This window comes from Prosthecobacter sp. (assembly GCF_044226605.1).
Classification (GTDB): Bacteria; Verrucomicrobiota; Verrucomicrobiia; order Verrucomicrobiales; family Verrucomicrobiaceae; genus Prosthecobacter.
Genome location: NZ_JBGAGS010000010.1, coordinates 270,301 through 289,342, shown reverse-complemented (window position 1 = coordinate 289,342; position 19,042 = coordinate 270,301). Strand labels below are relative to the sequence as shown.

Here is a 19,042-nt window from a genome sequence, read left to right as displayed (position 1 = left end):
CGCGCCCCGCTACATGGCAGCTCCCAAACATCGCTTCATTCTCTGCTTCGATTTCGATGGCACGCTCGTGCATCCTGAGAGCGAGCCTATCTATCATCCGGGTTTCGGGCAGATGATCCAGCTGCTGCGCAGCCAGGGTGCTGCGTGGGTCATCAATACCGGCCGCAGTTTGAGCCAGACGCTCCAGGGGCTTGCCCAATACGGCATTTTTTACGAACCCGACTTCATCATCGCCCAGGAGAGCGACATCTATAAGCCGGGCTTCTTCAGCCGCTGGACGGACTACGGCTCATGGAACCGGCAGGCGCGCCGTGCCCAGGAGCGCTTTGCGAAAGATCATCAGCAGTCGCTTCTGGCCATCCGGCACATGGTGGAAACACAGACGAATGCCTCCTTCATCACCGGCAGCGCGGGTGAAATGGGCATTGTCGGGTCCAATGATCTCGAGCTGGATGGCATCTGCGCCTACATTGACACGCACGCCCGGCAGTACCCGGAGATCGGCTATCACCGCAATGGCATCTACCTGCGCTTCTCGCACAGCGGCTACAGCAAAGGCACCGCGCTCAGCGAGCTGGCCCGCCTTCTTGGTCTTGACTCCTCCGCCTGCTTTGCCGCGGGTGACAATTTCAATGACCTCAGCATGCTCGATCCACGCCATGCCCGCATGATCGCCTGTCCCAGCAATTCGGTGGAGCCCGTGAAGCAGATCGTCCGTTCCTACGGCGGCTACATTGCCAGCAGGCCTGCGAGCGAAGGAATGATGGAGGCGCTGACTCATTTTTTTGGAAATTCGCCCGCGCCGGCGGCCTGATTTTGCTTTTTCTAAGACTTTCAGGGGAATTTTCCCTTGCCGAACCCGGTGAGGTGTGGAAACCTCCGCGCCCCTCTTCCCAAAAGAGGACGCAGAACTCTCACTTCTTTCAGGTCATGGCATACGCAATCATCAAAACAGGCGGCAAACAGTACAAAGTCTCCCAGGGCGACAAGCTCGACGTGGAGAAGCTCGATTCCGCCGAAGGCGAAACCGTTACCTTCGACCAGGTGCTCGTCGCTGGCGAAGGCAGCAGCATCCAGGTCGGTGCCCCCACCGTCGCAGGTGCCACCGTTTCCGCCAAGGTGCTCAGCCAGCACAAGGCAGACAAGGCCACCACCTTCAAGTTCCGCAAGCGCAAGGGCTTTCACAAGACCCGTGGTCATCGCCAGCCGCTGACCCTCGTGCAGATCACCGCCATCAACGCCTAATCTTTTTACTCCTCACTTCTTATGGCCCATAAAAAAGGACAAGGTTCCGTCAAAAACGGTCGCGACAGCCAGAGCAAGCGTCTTGGCGTCAAAAAATTCGGCGGTGAAGCCGTCATCGCAGGCAACATCATCCTCCGCCAGCGCGGCACGAAGTGGGTCCCCGGCCGCAACGTCGGTCTTGGCAAGGACCACACCATCTTCTCTCTGGTGGACGGCAAGGTCCTCTTCGACAAGGATGGCACCCGTGTGAACGTCGAGCCTGCTCTCCAGGCTTAAGCAGTTCGGCCAATCTATTTTGAATCAGGGCGCGGATAATCTCCGCGCCCTTTTTCGTGACCAAATTTTACCCGTAAACTTTAATTTCCTACTTTACACATCGGGAATTAGGTTAATACTCGCGCCCCTCGCATGAATCCCGATCAAATCCAAGCTCTCAACGACGCTGCTCGTGGCCAGTCCCCACAGGAAATCATCAAGACTGCCCTCGCTCATGCCGCAGGCGGAGCCATCGTGACCACCAATTTCCGCCCCTACGAAGCGGTGATCCTGCATCTCGCCACGGAGCAGAGCAAAGACATCCCCATCCTCTGGGTGGATCACGGCACCAATCTCCCTGAAACCTACGTTTTCGCCGAAAAGAGCCGTGCCAAGCTCGGCCTCAATCTGCAGCCCTACCTGCCCAAGATGACCGCGGCCCACTGGCTGGCGCTCAATGGCGGCCAGATCCCCATGCCGGACGAAGTCGAGCGCGTGGAATCCTTCAGCCGCATCATGAAGCTGGAGCCCTTTGAGCGTGGCATGCGCGAACTCGCCCCGAAAGTCTGGATCACCGCCCTGCGCAAAGAGCAGAATCCCCAGCGCGCCGCCACCCTGCAGCCCTTCATGTGGGACGCCAAGTTCAACTGCCTCAAGGTGAACCCCATCCTGGACTGGACCCCCACCGAGATGGACGCCTACCTGGCCGAGCACGGTCTGCCAAACGAGCGCACCTACTACGATCCCGCCAAGGGCGATGAAAAACACGAATGCGGCCTGCATGCCAAGCTCGTCACCGACAAAGCTTAAGCGTCCATGGATTTCCTGACTCACGAATTCGGACTCTATGTGCTGGCAGGTTTCGTCGCTCAATTGATCGACGGTGCGCTCGGCATGGCCTATGGCGTCAGCGCATCTTCGCTGCTGATGGCTTTCGGCGTCTCCCCAGTCAACACCAGCGCCACGGTGCATGCCGCAGAGTGCTTCACCACCGGCGCCTCGGCGATTTCGCATCATGCCTTCGGCAATGTGGACCGGTTTTTGTTCCGGCGTTTGCTGGTGCCGGCGGTCATTGGTGCCGTCATCGGCGCCTATGCCCTGTATCGCATTGATGGTGAAGTTTTAAAACCCTATGTCTCGGGCTATCTCATCATCATGGGGCTCGTGATCATCGGCAAGGCCTTCATGCGCATCCCGCCACGCAATGTGACCACCCATCTGGCTCCGCTGGGATTCGTGGGAGCGCTTGTGGATGCCATGGGCGGCGGCGGCTGGGGGCCGATCGTGGCTTCCAATCTCATCGTGCGTGGCAACAACGTCCGGATCACGGTCGGCAGTGTGAACGCGGTGGAGTTTTTTGTCACTCTTGCGGCCAGCATCACCTTTTTCCTTACCATCGGCTTCTCAGAATGGAGCGCCATCGTCGGCCTGGCCGTGGGAGGTGTGGTCGCAGCTCCCTTCGGCGCGTGGGCGGCCCGGCGCATCCCGCACAAACCTTTCATGGTTCTGGTAGGCGTGCTTGTCACCTGCCTGAGCCTACGTAATCTTCTCAAATCTATCGACGTTATTTGACAACTCATGTCCGCGATCACCCATCTCCAGTTCCTCGAATCCGAGGCCATTTATATCCTGCGGGAAACTGCCGCCCAGTTTCAAAAGCCCGCGCTGCTTTTCTCCGGGGGCAAGGACTCCATCGTCATGGCCTGGCTGGCGCGCAAAGCCTTCTACCCTTCCAGGCTGCCCTTCCCCCTGCTGCATGTGGACACCGGCCACAACTTCCCCGAGGCCATGGAATACCGCGACTGGTTCGTGCAGGAGATCGGTGCCACGCTGACCGTCGGCCTCGTGCAGAAGTCCATCGATGATGGCCGCGTGCAGGAGGAGAAAGGGCATAACGCCAGCCGCAACAAGCTGCAGACCGTCACGCTGCTGGACACCATCGAGGAAAACCAGTTCGACGCCTGCCTCGGCGGCGGCCGTCGCGATGAAGAAAAAGCCCGTGCCAAAGAGCGCTTCTTCAGCCACCGCGATGAATTCGGCCAGTGGGACCCCAAGAACCAGCGCCCCGAGCTCTGGAACATCTTCAATGGCCGCAAGCACTTCGGCGAGCACTTCCGCGTGTTCCCGCTGAGCAACTGGACCGAGATGGACATCTGGCAGTACATCCGCCAGGAAAACATCCCCCTGCCAAGCCTCTACTTCAGCCACCAGCGCAAGATCATTGAGCGCCACGGCCAGCTTCTCGACGCCAGCACCGGCATCATCCCGCTGCTGGATGAAGAAAAACCCCGCGTGAAGGAAATGACCATCCGCTTCCGCACCGTGGGTGATGCCACCTGCACCGGCGCTGTCGAATCCACCGCCAGCACCATCGACGAAATCGTCGCCGAAGTGGCTGCCGCACGTCAGACCGAGCGTGGCACACGTGCTGATGACAAGCGCAGCGAGACCGCCATGGAGGACCGCAAAAAAGAAGGGTATTTCTGATTTTCGATCCTGTGCTATGCTCCACCCATGAACACCGTCGTTCTCAGTCCGGTTGACAGCCTGCTCGAAGCCGCCAAGCGCCTCACTCAAGAAGAGCGTGTGGCCTTTTTCGACCGCTTTTCCGAGTCGCTGGACGACGAGTTTGAGAATGAGGACGAAGGCCCGCCGCTTTCGCCCGAATGGATGGCAGAGATCGACCGCCGGGTTGCTGAAGTAGAGGCTGGCACCTGCCAGATGCACGACTGGCAGGATGTGCTTCAGGAAGCCCGCGAATCTCTCCAACGTCCCACATGAGAGTCCAGCTGGCAGACGGAGCGAAGCGAGATTTTGCCGATGGCCTGCGCTGGTATCGAAAGCGAAGCGATCAGGCTGCGGATCACTTCATCGAAGAAACGAATAAAACCATTGCCAAAATTCTTAAAGCCCCGGCCCGCAATCGTCAAATCCGGCCAGACATCCGAACCATTCGTATCAAGCGCTACCCCTACAGCCTCATTTATCTCATCCACCCTGACGCGATCAGCATCGTCGCCGTCGCCCACAGCAAACGCCGTCCAGGTTACTGGAGTCATCGCCTCAAATAACATGCCGCTTTTGACAATCCAACTCGACGAGACCATAGCTCAGCGCCTGGAGAAATACGCCGACAAGGGGTGCAAAGAGCCTGCCCGCTTCGTTGCTGACATGGTGGTTTCCGAAATTGAGCAGGCTGAGGCTCTTGAAGCCTTGAATCTGAGGTGCACTCAGTCACCACATAAGGACAAGTTTCTTCGCATCTTGTCCAAAGTCCCCAACAATCCTTCTGATGCTGGAGATGAATGGTAATCACGCCATCTCTCCCAGCTCTTGAGGCTGTCGCTTAAACCCCTCTTTCCCATCTAGTTTTTACCATGGACGTTCTCGTCAATCCCACCGAATCCTCCCTTCTTCGTTTCACCACTGCCGGCAGTGTGGACGATGGCAAAAGCACGCTCATCGGCCGCTTGCTGTATGACTCGAAGTCGATCTTCGAAGACCAGCTTCTCGCCGTCGAAGAATCTTCCAAGCGTCGTGGCGATGCGCATGTCAATCTCGCTTTGCTCACCGACGGCCTTCGTGCTGAGCGCGAGCAGGGCATCACGATCGATGTGGCTTACCGCTACTTCGCCACACCGAAGCGCAAGTTCATCATCGCCGATACGCCGGGGCACATTCAGTACACGCGCAACATGGTCACGGGGGCTTCCACGGCGGATCTCGCGATCATTCTGATCGATGCACGCTTGGGCGTCATCGAGCAGACCATGCGTCACACCTACCTCGCCTCGCTGCTGCGCATCGGCCACATCGTGCTGGCGGTGAACAAGATGGACCTCGTGGACTTTGATCAGGCCGTCTATGACAAGATCGTGGCCGAGTACATGGCCTTTGCCAAAGGCCTCGACAATCTGCCGCACGTCACACCCATCCCCATGAGCGCGCTCAATGGCGACAACGTGGTGGAAAAATCCGCCAACACACCTTGGTACACTGGCCCGTCGCTTCTCCAGCATCTGGAAACCGCGCAGGTGCACACGGAAACGGCCGTCGATGAAGCACGCTTCCCGGTGCAGTGGGTCATCCGCCCCATCTCCGACCGCGACGACGCCAAAGTCGGCAATCTTCACGACTACCGCGGCTTTGCCGGCCGCGTGGCCAGCGGCACCTTCAAAGTAGGCGATGACGTGCTCGTCTATCCGTCTGAAATGAAGTCAAAGATCACCGGCATTCATACCTTTGAAGGCCCGCAGGAAGAGGCGATCCCGCAGCTCAGCTACAGCATCACCGTGGCCGATGAGATCGACACCAGCCGCGGCGGCATGATCGTCAAGGCCGGCGAGCCCGCGCAGACCAACCAGGAGTTTGACGCCATGATCTGCTGGTTTGCCGACAAGAAAACACTCAAGCCCCGCAGCCGCTTCCACCTGCGCCACACCACCAATGATGTGCGCGCCGTCGTCACCGATGTGCTCTACAAGGTGAACATCAGCACGCTGGAAAAAAGCGCTGCCAACAAGGAGTTCTCCCTGAACGACATCGGCTGCGTCCGCCTGCGCTGCGCTGCGCCGATCTTCTTCGACCCCTACTCCAAGAACCGCACCACCGGCAGCTTCGTCCTCGTGGACGAGCAGACCAACAACACCGTGGCTGCCGGCATGATCCTCAAGCCGCTGGTGGATGCCGATTCGGAAGACGTCGAAGTCTCCATCTGATGCGCAAGTCGGGGGCATGGTGGCGTTTTAACACGCAACCATGACCTACGACGGCCTCATCCTCGGTTCCGGGCACAACGCACTCGTCCTCGCCTGCTACGCGGCACGCGCGGGCATGAAGGTGGCCGTGGTGGAGAAAAATCCCGTGGCAGGCGGCGGCCTCGCCACGGTGGAGCATCCGCCCGGCTCAGGCTTCAGGCACAACACTCATTCGTTTTTCCACCGCGGCATCACTGCCATGCCCTGGTATGCCGAGCTGGAGCTTGAGCGCTACGGTCTGCGCTACATCGAGCCCGAGCTCAATGTGGCCATGGTCCTCCCCGGCGATCGCGTGCTGGAGTGGTGGACGGACTTCGACAAAACCTTCGCCTCATTCGCCGCCATCTCGCCACGCGATGCGGAGCGCCTGCGCGAGTGGACGGAGCGCTTTCGCCCCATCGTGCAGCAGATCCTGATCCCCGAGGCTCAGAATGCGCCGCTGCCGCCGGCGGAGCGTGTGGCGCGGCTGCAGCAGAGCGCACTCGGGCGTACGCTGCTGGAGGTGCAGGCGCTGTCTCCCATCGAGTTTGTCATGCGCGAGTTCGAGCACCCTGCCGTGCGTGCCGGGCTTCTCTTCTTCAATGGCCTGCGCGAGGTGGATCTGCGGCAGAAAGGCTTCGGCCATTCCATCCCCGCGCTGCTCGCCAGTCCGCGCAAGGCGCAGATGTGCATCGGCGGCTCCCTCCGTCTCGCCGAAGCCCTGTGCGCCGATCTGCGCGAGCACGGCGGCGAGATCTTCACTAGCTGGCAGCCGCGCTCCATCCTAACTCGAAGCGGACGCGCCTGCGGCGTGGAATCCATCACAGGAGATCGCATCGAAGCCGCCCAGTTCGTCGCCAGCGGCTTGAACCCGCAGCAGACTTTTCTCGATCTCATTCCCGCCGATGTCGCGTCTTCGCATCTGCGTGAAAAGGCCGCCGCGTTCGAATACAACCTCCTCGCTCCACTCTTCGCGCTGAACCTCAACCTGCGCGAACCACCACGCTACACCGCTGCCGAAAAACATCCGCACTTGAACCAGGCCTTCATGACCATCCTCGGCCTCGATGATGTGGCGCAGTTTCACGACATCGTCGCCGCGCATGAGCGGGGCGAAATTCCACGCACCGTCATGTGGGGAGCCTGCCCCACACAGTTCGATCCCTCCCAGGCCCCCGCCGGACGCCACACCGCCTTCATGTGGGAAAAGCTGCCCTACGCCCTGCGTGGCGATGCCCGAAACTGGGACGGCGAAAAAGACGCGCACGGTCGCGAGATGCTGAAGCTCTGGCAAACCTACGCGCCCAATCTTGAAAACGCCGTTCTGGACTCCTTCACCCGCAGCGCCCTCGATACCGAGCGCCTGCTGCCCAACATGATGCGCGGCGATCTCCTCGTCGGCTCCTTCGCCAATGACCAGATCGGCTACCACCGCCCCTTTCCAGGCGCAGGCACCTACCGCAGTGGCATTGAAGCCCTCTACCTCTGCGGCGGCTCCACCCACCCCGGCGGCAACGTCACCGGCCTCTGCGGCTACAATGCCGCGAAGGCGGTGTTGGCGGATTGCGGATGCTGAAGGCTGGCGCAAGATAGTGGTCCGCACCTCGCGAAGCGCGCCGAAGGCAATCCTCTGTGCGGTTCGAGCGTGCACCACGTCCCTATACCCGCTCAGCGGACTGAGCGGACCACTTGGCTGCCGCCCACGTGATACCCCTTGAGCAGCGGAGTTTCAAAGAATGATGGATTTTCGCCCCGAATGGCGGACAATGGGCAGCATGAGTACGGCTGCTCTGACGCAATCCTTGTTTTCGCTGCCCGTGGCTGAACGCGTGGCTTTGGCCGACAGGCTTTACGCCAGTGTGCCAGAAGACTGGCAGAAGACGGTGGATCAGGCCTGGCTGGAAGAGGCGACGCGGCGGTCGGAGGAAATGGATGCCGACCCGAGTCTGGAACTTTCGCATGATGAATTCATGGCGGGACTCAAAATCAATCGTGTTAGCCGATGAGGATGACCTATCACAAGCGGGTTCAGGCAGAAGTGGATGAAGCCGTGGAATGGTAGGAGGAGCAGAGTCCCGGACTGGGTGAAGATTTCTTCGCCAAGCTGAAGACAGCCTTCGGCCAGATTGAAGCCCATCCAGAAGGTTTCAGTTTCTGGATGTCTTCCTCATCTGTCCGCCGGGTGAAACTGCAGCGTTTCCCATACGATGTGCTCTATGAGATCCGACCCGGGCGGATTCGCGTTCTCTGCCTCCGGCACGAAAAAAGGCATCCTCGATATGGCAGCGGGAGATCGTGAAACGGGCTGCCAGCCCGTCGGATCGGAATCACGGGCTGGCAGCCCGTATCACGTCCGAAGCTCTTCATCTCACAACGTCTCAATCACCTTCCCCTCCTTCGTCCCGCACGGAACACGGAGGTGCTCCAGCCAGATGGGAATCCATTGATTGAGCAGCAGCTTTCTCGCCTCGGCGAGATCATTGAAAGTCGCGCTGGGCCAGCGGCATTCGCGTTCCTGGAAGTAATACTCCCATTCGTTCTTACCCTTGGCGATGAAGTAAGACCCATCACGCGAGCCGGGCTGGGTGTGAGTCGGCGGCAGGTTCTCCGGCTGCAGCCCCTGCGCGACGAGGCTCGCTTCAATGTCCGCCCGCGTCAGCGTGAAAAGCCGGTTTACCGCCTCCTGGCAGCGTTCTGTGTTGCCCTCTTCATTCGTATCCCGCCACTCTCGCGGCATTCCTAGACGTGCCAGCGACCACGTCGCCACATCATCCTCGGATTGCAGCACCTTCATCTGCTCGGCGATGGAAAGCGATTCAGCAGGCTTCATGCACCAAGGATTCCCGAAAACCAGCAGGAATCAAGACCGTGGGATCGGTGGCCGCAGCATCGCTCCCTTTCTACGCATACCGACCCGGCAGGTTCGCGCTGTCACAGCGCGGCACTGGCGCTGGCCGGTGAATCACCTTTTGCGAGGGCAGCCAGCCTTGATCCCGCCACTTGCGCAGGCCCGCGCGCCAGTCCTTGATCGAATTGGGGCCGTTCATCCAGCCGTTCGCCTCCCAGTGGTTAAACATCGAGGCGCCGTCGCTGGCGGGCAGTCCGATCTGCCTTGCGTAGGCCTCCAGCTCCGCCTGGGTGCCACGGTCGGCGTGGGGCTCCGCGCTGACGGGAGACTCCAGGCCCTTGAGGCTGATGCGCGGGTCCGCTTTGTTCAGCCAGTTCAGCAGCCTCGCACGGCTGAGGCGCCGGTGTTTCAGCTCGCACCAGGCGGTGCATTTCCCCAGCTCCGCCGGGATGTCGAGGGCTTGATACGCCGGATTTGCAGCGAGGTGCGCGAGCCACGTCGCGTCATCCACCGGCTGCGTTTGGCGCCTGGGTTTGGAACTCGTGGCTGCTGCCAGGGGTTGCGTGGCCAAAGGCTGCGCTGCTGGACCCGTCCCGGCCTCGCGTACGTACGCATGCGCTCGCCCGTATGCAGGTGTGGGGGCGTGTGGGTGGGCGGGGGAAAGGGGAGTCTGAGGGGAAAGGGGGTGGGAGGGAGAGAGGGGGAGAGGTGGGGTGTTTTCAGACGATTCAGGCGCAGCAAGACGCTCCAGGGCGGGTTCAGACGATGTTAAGAGGTTTTCAGACGCACGCTGACGCTGTGACTCATAGTAGCGGCGGTTCCTTTCGGCACGCCTGCTGGCCTTGGACGGCTCCGCATCCACGATAACGCCCCCTTCGGGAGTGAGTTCAAAGCGCCGGCCCGAGGCGAGCAGCGCGGCAATCATTTCAGTCGGGATCACCATAGGTATGTTGTGGTATGAATGGGTATTTGATCAAATGCTTTTGCCTGCTTCAGGGCCCTGGCCACGGCTTCCTCGCGGCCTCTGCGGACCTGCAACCGACCGAGGTCCATCTCAGTAAACGCGAACGTTTTGCAGGTGCCATTCCAGAAGCTCCGAATCGCCGTTCGAAGTCTTCGGATGCAGGCGCTCATGGCAGGGGCGGCAGATCGCCACAAGCTCGAAGAGGAGTTCATCACCCACATGCTCATAGGTCTGATGGTGGACTTGCGTGGCCGGAGCCTGCAGGCATCCTTCGCAGGTGCCCTGGGCTCTCTTGAGAACGCGTTGACGCACGGATTGCCAGTCCGCAGATGCCAGATAGCGATGATAGACCTCCCGCCACTCCGCCTTCCGCTTCGCGACGGCGGCGGTCCGGAGCTGCTCGTAGGCAGCACCGCCACCGTTGAGGCGGCTCTGGTAGAGTTCTTCATTCCACTGCGGGCACCTCTCGCGGTTTGGGATGCTGGAGTGTGGCAGTTGACCGCTAAGCTTCTCACCGCAGTCAGGACACTGGATGCGGTAGAAAGGCTTGCCGTCCGACTGCAGGGCCACATGAGGCCCTTTCCGCAGATGATCGCAATGCCGCTGCCTGGCAACCTCCGTGCTGATCTCACGGCCGTCGATTTTGAACGAGGGAAACAGCCACTTGCGGCGCATGAGGCGTTGGTGGGTGACTGCACCCATGAGAGCGTGTGTGGCTGTTTCCATAATATCTGGCGGCAGGGCTGAAACCGATTTTTGATGCACAGGATGAATGGCATTTTTTCTTCCAAACGCCGTCCGGAGGCGGACAACGAGGCGCTCGTTTTGGTGATTATCACCGTGGGCATATCATGGTATGAAACGGTATTTTATCAATAGATTTTGACCTGTTTTCACGGCCTCAATTCAGGTTTTTTTCAGCCTATTCAGACCCTCAGCCGGCAGCCCCATTTCAAGGGGCGTGGACAGCTAGGAAAAAACGCGACAGCGTCTTGGAACCGAAGCGCAGCGCAGGTAGACAGCCGCAGGCTGCCCCAAAGGGGTGAGCGTCAGCGAGCCGAACGAAGTGAGACAGACGACTGAAAGGAGCCCGCAGGGTGAGCGCAGCGAATCAATCAATGCGGTGACAGAGATGCACGGCGCAAGCCTGCATCGACGACACCGCTTTCGCGGGGGTATCGAGCGTTCTCAGGTCCTCCCGCGCCGTTCGGCCTGCGAAAAGCGGCGTGGCGCTACGCTTCCCGCACGCACTCCAAGACGCTGTCGCGATCGAATGGGCCCCTGTGCAATTCCAATTCTTCCGCCATGCCGGTCACCGGCTCTGGAAAGATGGCCTCCAGATCTGCCAGATGATCTTTCCAAGACCATGCAGGCGCAGGTGCGACAGCCTTCGGTTTCTCCGGCGGCACCAATCGCGCCACCTCATGCCCGCCGTCCATGACGGCCACCGTTTCCCCACGCTGCACCAAGGCCAGCCAGGATGGCAGACTCTGGCCGAACTGCTGAAGCGTGGCGGTGCTCATGGTCGGGAGAATACCCGGCAGAAGCACTCGCGGCAAGAAACTAGTCAGGGCAGGCATGGGCATTCCATGCAGCCTCCCGATGGTATTTCTCTAGCGCAAATGCGGGAAGCAATATCTACACTTATTTAGACGATAGAACTCGATAAGTCGCCCTGTCGACTCGTCAAAAATTGGGATAAGCGTTCCATCAAATTTTAAATGAATCGGAGGGACCTGCAAATTGTACAGTCCAATAAAATTATCTAGATTAGCATGCACCAAGTTGTGATTGCCCAATAAGCTACCTCCAACTGCCCTGTGCAACTCGCCTTGTGCCGGGTTCAAAATGTAGTCGTAACCCTCTTTCACGAACTGGCTGAAACGAAGCATGTTTTTAAATATGCGATCATAGGTTAGTGAAAAATGCATGATATGTATTTTGTGGATTATGATTCGAGATAGTATTCAGCGAATTACTGACACGCCTCGCACGTCCCGCCATTCCGCATGGCCTCGATGGAGCAGGCCATGACTTCTTCGGCGGTGTATTGCTTGGCGGCGGCTGCGACGGCGGCGGCCTGGGTGGTGGCGATGACGCCGCGCTTGTCCTTCTCGACTTCGCTGGTGGCTTTTTCGATGTTGGAGGCGCTGCGGGTGCGCAGGTAGTAGGTGGTCTTGAGGCCCTTGCGCCAGGCGGCGCGGTACATGTGGGAGAGGGTCTGCATGGCGCTCTCGCCGCAGAAGAGGTTCACGCTCTGGGACTGGTCGATCCACTTCTGACGACGTGCGGCGGCGTCGAGCAGCCAGGCCCAGTCGATGCCGAAGGCGGTGGCGTACTTGCGCTTCAGGTCCACCGGGATTTCCTCGATGCTTTCGAGTTCGCCGTCGGTGTACTTGATCTTGTTCTGGATCTCGGAGTTCCACAGGCCGCGCTTCTTGAGGTCCTTCACCAGGTAGGGGTTCAGCACCATGAAGTCGCCGGAGAGGTTGCTCTTGGTGTAGAAGTTGGTGAACAGCGGCTCGATGCAGGGGCTGGAGCCCATGATGTTCGAAATGGTGGCCGTCGGTGCGATGGCGAGCACGTTGCTGTTGCGCATGCCGTTCTTCGCGATCTTGGCGCGCAGGCCGGACCAGTCCATCTTGCCACCACGGGGCACTTCGATTTCAAGACCACGCTCTTTGGCGAGGAGGTCCACGGTGTCCTGGGGAAGGAGACCACGATCCCACTTGCTGCCTTTGTAGGTGGAGTAGGTGCCCTTCTCTGCGGCGAGATCGCTGCTGGCTTCATACGCGTAGTAGGCCACGGCTTCCATGAACTCGTCATTGAACTCCACGGCTTCCTTGGAGGCAAAGGGCAGGCCTTTGCGATAGAGAGCGTAGCCGAGGCCCATGACGCCGAGGCCGATGGGGCGATGACGGCTGTTCGCGGTCTTCGCGGATTCGGTCGGGTAGTAGTTGATGTCGATGACGTTGTCGAGCATGCGCACGGCGACGCGGATGGTCTCGCGGAGCTTGGAGTGGTCGATGTTGCCGTTGTCGTCGAGGTGGTTGTCGATGAGGACGGAGCCGAGGTTGCACACGGCGGTCTCTTCAAAGCTGGTGTTGAGCGTGATCTCGGTGCAGAGATTGGAGCTGTGGATGACGCCCACGTGATCCTGCGGGCTGCGCACGTTGCAGGGATCTTTGAAGGTGATCCAGGGATGACCGGTTTCGAAGATGGACTTGAGCATCTTCTTCCACAGGTCCAGGGCCTCCATGGTGCGGCCGAAGATCTTGCCCTTGGCGGCCATCTCTTCGTATTCGGTGTAGCGCTTTTCAAAGGCGCTGCCGTAGAGGTCGTGCAGGTCCGGCGTTTCATTGGCGCGGAAAAGCGTCCACTGCTGGCGGTTCTCCATGCGCTTCATGAAGAGGTCGGGAATCCAGTTGGCCGTGTTCAGGTCATGCGTGCGGCGGCGTTCGTCGCCGGTGTTCACGCGGAGCTGCAGGAAGTCCTCGATGTCGTTGTGCCAGATTTCCAGATAGGCGCAGCCGGAGCCGCGGCGCTTGCCGCCCTGGTTCACGGCGATGAGCTGGTCATTGTGCAGCTTGAGGAAAGGGATGACGCCCTGGCTCTCGCCATTGGTGCCCTTGATGTAGCCGCCGGTGCCGCGCACCGCCGTCCAGGAGCCGCCCAGACCGCCTGCCCACTTGGAAAGGTAGGCATTGTCCGCGATGCCGCGCTGCATGATGGACTCGATGCTGTCGTCCACCTTGTACAGGTAGCAGGAGGAGAGCTGAGAATGCATCGTGCCGCTGTTGAAGAGCGTCGGCGTGCTGGAGCAGAAACGGCGGCCTTTGTACAGGCGGTAGAGCGCGATGATTTTGTCCTCGGCGTTCTCCTTTTCCTGCACGCACAGGCCCATGGCCACGCGCATCCAGAAGAGCTGCGGGGTTTCGAGGCGCTTGGAGGGCTTGATCTTTTTATCGACGATCAGGTAGCGGTCATACAGCGTCTGGATGCCGAGGAAGTCGAAGTCCATGTCGGCGGCGGGATCAAGAGCGTCGGCGATCTTGTCGAGGTCATACTTGAGCAGCTGCGGGTGCAGGCGCTCGATCTCGATGCCACGGGCCAGATTCTTGCGGAAGCCACGGCGGTGGAAGTTGGGAAGCTGCTCGATGCCATGCTCCACGATGTTCCAGCCCAGCACTTCCTCATAGATGTAGGTCAGCAGCATGCGGCCGGCGAACTTCGCGAAGTCGGCGTCCTTTTCCATCAAGGTGCGCGCATTGAGGATGATGGTGGTCTTCAGCGCTTCCACGGTGATGTCGCTGAAAATGGAGCGGCGCAGCTCCATTTCGATCTCGCCACGGCTGATGCAGAGGTCCAGGCCGAGGCTGGCAAAGTCGATCCGGCGCTTCAGGTCCTGGCCATCCCAGAGGAAGGTCTCCGTGGGCGAGGCACGCACCAGGATCAGCGTCTGCTGCTGGTCGGACTCCTGCTCGTCGGCGATGGCGGCGGCCTGCTCGTCCGCCGTGCGCATGGTGGAGCGCAGCGCACGGTACTGGATGTACGCACGGGCCACCTTGAAGTAGCCCTGCTTCATCAGCTCTTCTTCCACCAGGTTCTGCACGTCTTCGATGTGCATGAACTGCTTGCCATCATTGATGATGGCGCGGCTCACCGCCTCCGCCACCTGCACGGCGGGGGAGGAGTCCATCTCCATGGAGAGGAAGGCCTTGCGCACGGCGATCTCGATCTTGTTGTGATTCCAGGGGACGAGCTGGCCGTTGCGGCGGATGACTTTGGTAGTGACCATGAGGGGTTGGAGCGAGCCTGCGTCGTTCGCGTCGGAGTTGGCAAGCGTTTCCGTACGTTTACGTCGCTCGGCCAGGCTGCGTGCCACGTCATGCGCATTGTGGCGCACCAGCGCGCGCTCGATGACCTGGTAGATCTCCTTCGTGCTCAGCATGGGGGCCTCGCTGCTGCTCTCCGCCGTGCGCTGCGTCACCTCCTCCGCCACTGCCCGGGAAATCGCCTGCACCAGCTTGCGGTTGGAATCATTGAAAATCTCGCTCTGCCGTTCACGCGCCAGCAGCAGGTCCGTGATCGCGTTGCCCACCGTGTCGGCGATCTCACCCACATCAAAGTCACGCTCGCTGCTGCCGATCCGCACCTTCGTGGAACCCGGCAGCGGAATGCTGATGGTGCCGGAGGCCAGCGCACTCCTCCATTCGAACTGTGGTTTTTCGTTCTGAGGGGTGTTGTGAGTGACGCGCTTGAGCGCCTTGTCTTCGTGGAGCAGGTCGGTGAGCATGGCGGGAGATCCAGGTGTGGAGTTAACGGGAGCAGTGGGTGGGCGGAACGGAGCGAAACAGGCAGATGAGGCAGGCGGCCGACCATCCAGCGGAAAGTCGGCCAGCATTGATAAATTAAAGATCTAAAGGGAATTAAAGGTCGTCGTCGGAGCACACCTTCAGGGCGGAGGACTTCTGGTAGTCGGTCACCTTGCCCTCGAAGAAGTTTTGCTCCTTCTTGATGTCCATCAGCTCCGCCAGCCATGGCAGCGGATTGGTGATGCCCGGGTTCAGTGCCGGGAGGCCGCAGCCGTCCAGACGACGGTCCGCGATGTAGTCGGTGTAACGCTCAAATTCCTCGGCGCTCAGGCCCACGGCGTTCACCGGCAGGCAGTCGCGGATGAATTCCTTCTCCAGCGCCACGCCTTCACGCATGATGTTCAGCAGCTCCTCACGGAACTCCGCCGTCCAGATGTCCGGGTTTTCCTCGATGAGGTCCATGAACAGGTTGCGGAAGACTTCGATGTGGTTCGACTCATCGCGCAGCGTGTAGCGGAACATCTGGCCGATGCCGGGGAACTTGTTCTGGCGGTACAGGCTCAGGATCATGCCAAACAGGCCGTAGAACTGCGTGCCTTCCATGCACTGGCCGAAGACGAAGATGTTCTTCGCCAGCAGCTGCTTGTTTTCCAGCTTGGTCAGGTCCAGGTCGCGGCGCAGGTTGTTGGAGTGCTTGGTGACGAATTCGTTCTTCTTCACGATCGTCGGGATCTGCTCAAACATGGCCTCGCACTCATGCGGGTTGATGCCCAGGGAGGAAATCATGTACAGCAGGGAGTCCGCGTGGATGTTCTCCTCATGCGCATGGCGGCCCAGGACGAGCTTGAGTTCGGGGGCGGTCACCAGCTCGCGCACCACGTGCTGCACGTTGTCTCCCACGATGCCTTCAGCCGCGCTGAAGTAGCCGATGCCCATCATGATGATCCAGCGCTCGTTCTGGGAAACATCGTTGGAGCGCCATTGTTCCACATCCTTCTGCATCTGGATGTCTTCAGGCTCCCAGTGGTTGGCCTTCATGATCCGGTAAAGATCATACGCCCACTGATATTTCAGCGGGAGAAGGTTAAAGGTCATGCTCTTGCGACCATTAATCACCTTCTTGGCCGCGTAGGCAGCTTCAGCTTTGTCCTGATCGAGTGGGAATTCGCGGTTGCCGATCTTGTAGGTCTTTTCCATGACGATTTCGTTGCAGAGTGAGGGGTGATTTTTAGATTTTTATTGAAAATGATAAACAAGTCAGCACTTGTTATAAATACTAGACGGCACGCGTCCCGAGGCGGATCATGCACAAGATATAGTGTTTTGGCCAGATCTTTTTCCCATCCATTGTGCCGAAAAGCGTTTCACACCGCAGTTTCAAGGGTTCCACGCCGAAAAAATTTTCCACGCGTTAAAATGCCGCCCCTGATGTGCAAATTTGAGAATCCTTGCACCCCTGCCCGATACCGCCAAATACGCCTAAAGAAACGAAAAATAGAGTCAACTAAACCACGAACATTCACACTGTTCCTATTTTTGTCACAAAATCTGCTCCCCTGAGTTTTCCCCCATGAATTTCTCCCAAATCACCCGCTGCGTGCTGATCGCCGCCCTGCTCAGCTCCTGCTCCGTCATGGTTCCACAAGGGCCCACGCCACCGGGAGTCACGGTGGATTTGATACCCAATGGCCGTTACGCCCGGCGGCAGTACCGGCCCATGCGGCCCACGTACATCACCATCCATGCCACGGAGAATTATTCCCGGGGAGGCAATGCCTATGCCCACGCGCAGATGCTTAAAAACGGCTCCATCAAAGGCCGCCACAATGCCATCGGCTACATTGGCTGGCATTTCACCGTGGACGACCACTCCATCTACCAGCACATGCCCACCAATGAACGCGGGGAGCATGCCGACTACGACGGCCCGGGAAACCGCAGCTCCATCGGCATCGAGATGTGTGAAAATCGTGGCAACGACCGCGCCCGCACCCTGGACAAGACCGCGCGTCTCACCGCCTGGCTCATGAAGCAGTACGACATTCCGCTGGATCACGTCGTCCCGCATCAGCACTGGCTCATGGTCCGGCACGATGACCATCGCAACCTGGGGCACAAGAACTGCCCGCACTTCCTCATGGACCGCGGTCGCCCCGGCGCCAAGTGGCAGGCGTTCCTCAGCAGGATCGCCGCCTATCGAAGGGCGATGTGAGATTAAAATGCCTTGCCACATCCGCCGGCCCACGCTGGAGTCTCCGACATGGCTCAAAACCTCGATGCACTTCGCCTCGCACTCCAGCATTCGCCCGACAATGCGCCCCTGCTCATGCTCTTTGCAGACGCCTGCCTCGATGAAGGCCTGATGGACGAGGCCGAGCAAAGCTTTCAACACGTGCTGAAAAACGATCCTGCAAACGCGGACGCACGACTGGGCCTTGCGCGGGTCGCGCTCCTGCAGGGCAAGACCTCCCAGGCCGCCGTGCGCGCGGAGCAGATCATCTCAGACACGCCCTCCTGCGCCGCCGCCTATCTCCTGCTCGCACGCATTCACATCACGGAGGGAGACCGCTCCAAGGCCCGCGCCATGTATGACAAAGGCATCGCCTTGAACCGCTCCCTGGCAGATCCCGGCATCGAAAAAGACCTGCACGGCGTCAAACCTCCTGAAGAAGAGACCTCCGGCCGCAAGCGCGGCGCCATGACTTCCAGCGGCAGTTTCATGGAGTCGGTCTCTGACGACAACGACGACGACAGCCACCCCCGCGGCGGCGCCGCCTTTGACCTTGGGCTGGCCGACTTCGAAAAGCCGAAGCTCAATTTCTCCGGCGTGGGCGGCATGGAGGCCCTGAAGGAGGAGATCCGCATGAAGATCATCTACCCGCTGCAGCACGCGGAACTCTTCAAGGCCTACGACAAAAAAGTCGGCGGCGGCGTCCTGCTGTACGGCCCGCCCGGTGTGGGCAAGACGCTCATCAGCAAGGCCACCGCCGGCGAGATCAAGGCCAACTTCATCGCCCTCGGCCTCCACCAGATTCTCGACATGTGGATCGGGAACTCGGAGAAGAACATGCACGAGGTGTTTGAACTGGCCCGCCAGAACGCCCCCAGCATCCTGTTCTTTGACGAAGTGGACGCCCTTGCCGCTGATCGCCGCGATCTGCGGCAAAGCGCCGGTCGCAACCTCATCAATGCCTTCCTGGCCGAGATGGACGGCGCGGAGTCAAACAACGACGGCGTGCTCATTTTAGGCGCCACGAATGCCCCCTGGCATATCGATCCCGCCTTCCGCCGCCCGGGCCGCTTTGACCGCACCTTGTTTGTCCCGCCGCCAGATGAAGCCGGGCGCGCCGCCATCATCGAGGTCATGGCGCAGAAAAAACCCATTGGCGAACTCGATCCCCGTGCCCTCGCCAAAAAAACCGAAGGCTTCTCCGGCGCGGACCTCAAGGCGGTCTTCGACATCGCCACGGAGGAAGTCATGAACGAAGTCATGCGCACGGGCAAAGTCATTCCCCTGAACACCAAGGATCTCATCAAGGCCGCCGGTCGTCACAAGGCCACCACCAAGGCCTGGTTTGAGAGCGCCAAAAACTATGCCATGTATTCCAATCAAAGCGGCTTCTACGATGACGTCCTGAAGCACCTCGGCCTCATGAAGCGCTGAACTCCTGAGGCAGCG

20 protein-coding genes are annotated in these 19,042 nt (G+C 59.8%); 14 read left to right on the top strand and 6 right to left on the bottom strand.

Features of this window, described 5'->3' with window-relative positions; translation table 11 throughout:
- Positions 1-13 precede the first annotated feature (13 nt).
- The 12 genes from ACILSO_RS16170 (at position 14) to ACILSO_RS16115 (ending at position 8,242) form a co-directional block, all read left to right on the top strand.
- A complete protein-coding gene (locus tag ACILSO_RS16170; protein ID WP_395738468.1) occupies positions 14-814 on the top strand; it encodes an HAD family hydrolase in 801 nt (266 codons plus the stop codon).
- Positions 815-930: 116 nt separating this feature from the next.
- Positions 931-1,245, top strand: a complete 315-nt coding sequence (gene rplU, locus ACILSO_RS16165; RefSeq protein WP_395738467.1) for a 50S ribosomal protein L21 — start codon at positions 931-933, stop codon at positions 1,243-1,245.
- A gap of 21 nt (positions 1,246-1,266) precedes the next feature.
- A complete protein-coding gene (gene rpmA / locus ACILSO_RS16160; protein ID WP_395738466.1) occupies positions 1,267-1,521 on the top strand; it encodes a 50S ribosomal protein L27 in 255 nt (84 codons plus the stop codon).
- Between the two features lie 132 nt (positions 1,522-1,653).
- Positions 1,654-2,310 (top strand): phosphoadenosine phosphosulfate reductase family protein, encoded by a 657-nt coding sequence (locus ACILSO_RS16155; RefSeq protein ID WP_395738465.1) that lies wholly within the window; start codon positions 1,654-1,656, stop codon positions 2,308-2,310.
- Between the two features lie 6 nt (positions 2,311-2,316).
- The gene (locus tag ACILSO_RS16150; protein ID WP_395738464.1) at positions 2,317-3,072 is read left to right on the top strand and encodes a sulfite exporter TauE/SafE family protein; all 756 of its coding nucleotides are present in this window, start codon (positions 2,317-2,319) and stop codon (positions 3,070-3,072) included.
- A 6-nt stretch (positions 3,073-3,078) separates the two neighbouring features.
- The gene (gene cysD, locus ACILSO_RS16145) at positions 3,079-3,987 is read left to right on the top strand and encodes a sulfate adenylyltransferase subunit CysD (protein ID WP_395738463.1); all 909 of its coding nucleotides are present in this window, start codon (positions 3,079-3,081) and stop codon (positions 3,985-3,987) included.
- Positions 3,988-4,014: 27 nt separating this feature from the next.
- Positions 4,015-4,281: an addiction module protein gene (locus tag ACILSO_RS16140; RefSeq protein WP_395738462.1), complete on the top strand. Its 267-nt coding sequence runs from the start codon at positions 4,015-4,017 to the stop codon at positions 4,279-4,281.
- The gene (locus ACILSO_RS16135; RefSeq protein ID WP_395738461.1) at positions 4,278-4,571 is read left to right on the top strand and encodes a type II toxin-antitoxin system RelE/ParE family toxin; all 294 of its coding nucleotides are present in this window, start codon (positions 4,278-4,280) and stop codon (positions 4,569-4,571) included. Before ACILSO_RS16140 ends, ACILSO_RS16135 begins: the two co-directional genes overlap by 4 nt.
- Before the next feature lies 1 nt (position 4,572).
- Positions 4,573-4,812, top strand: coding sequence for a hypothetical protein (locus tag ACILSO_RS16130; protein ID WP_395738460.1), 240 nt, complete (start codon positions 4,573-4,575; stop codon positions 4,810-4,812).
- A gap of 65 nt (positions 4,813-4,877) precedes the next feature.
- A complete protein-coding gene (locus ACILSO_RS16125; protein WP_395738459.1) occupies positions 4,878-6,218 on the top strand; it encodes a sulfate adenylyltransferase subunit 1 in 1,341 nt (446 codons plus the stop codon).
- 40 nt (positions 6,219-6,258) lie between these two features.
- Entirely contained in the window at positions 6,259-7,812 is a 1,554-nt protein-coding gene (locus ACILSO_RS16120; protein ID WP_395738458.1) for a phytoene desaturase family protein, read from the top strand.
- Between the two features lie 160 nt (positions 7,813-7,972).
- Positions 7,973-8,242, top strand: coding sequence for an addiction module protein (locus ACILSO_RS16115; RefSeq protein ID WP_395738457.1), 270 nt, complete (start codon positions 7,973-7,975; stop codon positions 8,240-8,242).
- Between the two features lie 362 nt (positions 8,243-8,604).
- Here ACILSO_RS16115 and ACILSO_RS16110 read toward each other — a convergent pair whose 3' ends face one another.
- From ACILSO_RS16110 to ACILSO_RS16085, 6 genes are all read right to left on the bottom strand, one after another.
- Positions 8,605-9,066 carry a hypothetical protein gene (locus ACILSO_RS16110; protein ID WP_395738456.1) on the bottom strand — a complete coding sequence of 154 codons (462 nt, stop codon included), beginning with the start codon at positions 9,064-9,066 and terminating at the stop codon, positions 8,605-8,607.
- A 70-nt stretch (positions 9,067-9,136) separates the two neighbouring features.
- On the bottom strand, positions 9,137-9,655 hold the full coding sequence (locus ACILSO_RS16105; protein WP_395738455.1) for a hypothetical protein: 519 nt from the start codon (positions 9,653-9,655) through the stop codon (positions 9,137-9,139).
- A 483-nt stretch (positions 9,656-10,138) separates the two neighbouring features.
- A complete protein-coding gene (locus ACILSO_RS16100) occupies positions 10,139-10,774 on the bottom strand; it encodes an HNH endonuclease (RefSeq protein ID WP_395738454.1) in 636 nt (211 codons plus the stop codon).
- A 506-nt stretch (positions 10,775-11,280) separates the two neighbouring features.
- Positions 11,281-11,571: a type II toxin-antitoxin system Phd/YefM family antitoxin gene (locus tag ACILSO_RS16095; protein WP_395738453.1), complete on the bottom strand. Its 291-nt coding sequence runs from the start codon at positions 11,569-11,571 to the stop codon at positions 11,281-11,283.
- A gap of 452 nt (positions 11,572-12,023) precedes the next feature.
- A complete protein-coding gene (locus ACILSO_RS16090; RefSeq protein ID WP_395738452.1) occupies positions 12,024-15,344 on the bottom strand; it encodes a ribonucleoside-diphosphate reductase subunit alpha in 3,321 nt (1,106 codons plus the stop codon).
- A 133-nt stretch (positions 15,345-15,477) separates the two neighbouring features.
- Positions 15,478-16,560, bottom strand: coding sequence for a ribonucleotide-diphosphate reductase subunit beta (locus ACILSO_RS16085; protein ID WP_395738451.1), 1,083 nt, complete (start codon positions 16,558-16,560; stop codon positions 15,478-15,480).
- A 373-nt stretch (positions 16,561-16,933) separates the two neighbouring features.
- On the opposite strand from ACILSO_RS16085, the gene ACILSO_RS16080 reads away from it, so the two are divergent.
- Both ACILSO_RS16080 and ACILSO_RS16075 read left to right on the top strand, forming a co-directional pair.
- Positions 16,934-17,575, top strand: a complete 642-nt coding sequence (locus ACILSO_RS16080) for an N-acetylmuramoyl-L-alanine amidase family protein (protein WP_395738450.1) — start codon at positions 16,934-16,936, stop codon at positions 17,573-17,575.
- A gap of 48 nt (positions 17,576-17,623) precedes the next feature.
- A complete protein-coding gene (locus tag ACILSO_RS16075) occupies positions 17,624-19,027 on the top strand; it encodes an AAA family ATPase (RefSeq protein WP_395738449.1) in 1,404 nt (467 codons plus the stop codon).
- The last annotated feature ends 15 nt before the right edge of the window (positions 19,028-19,042 follow it).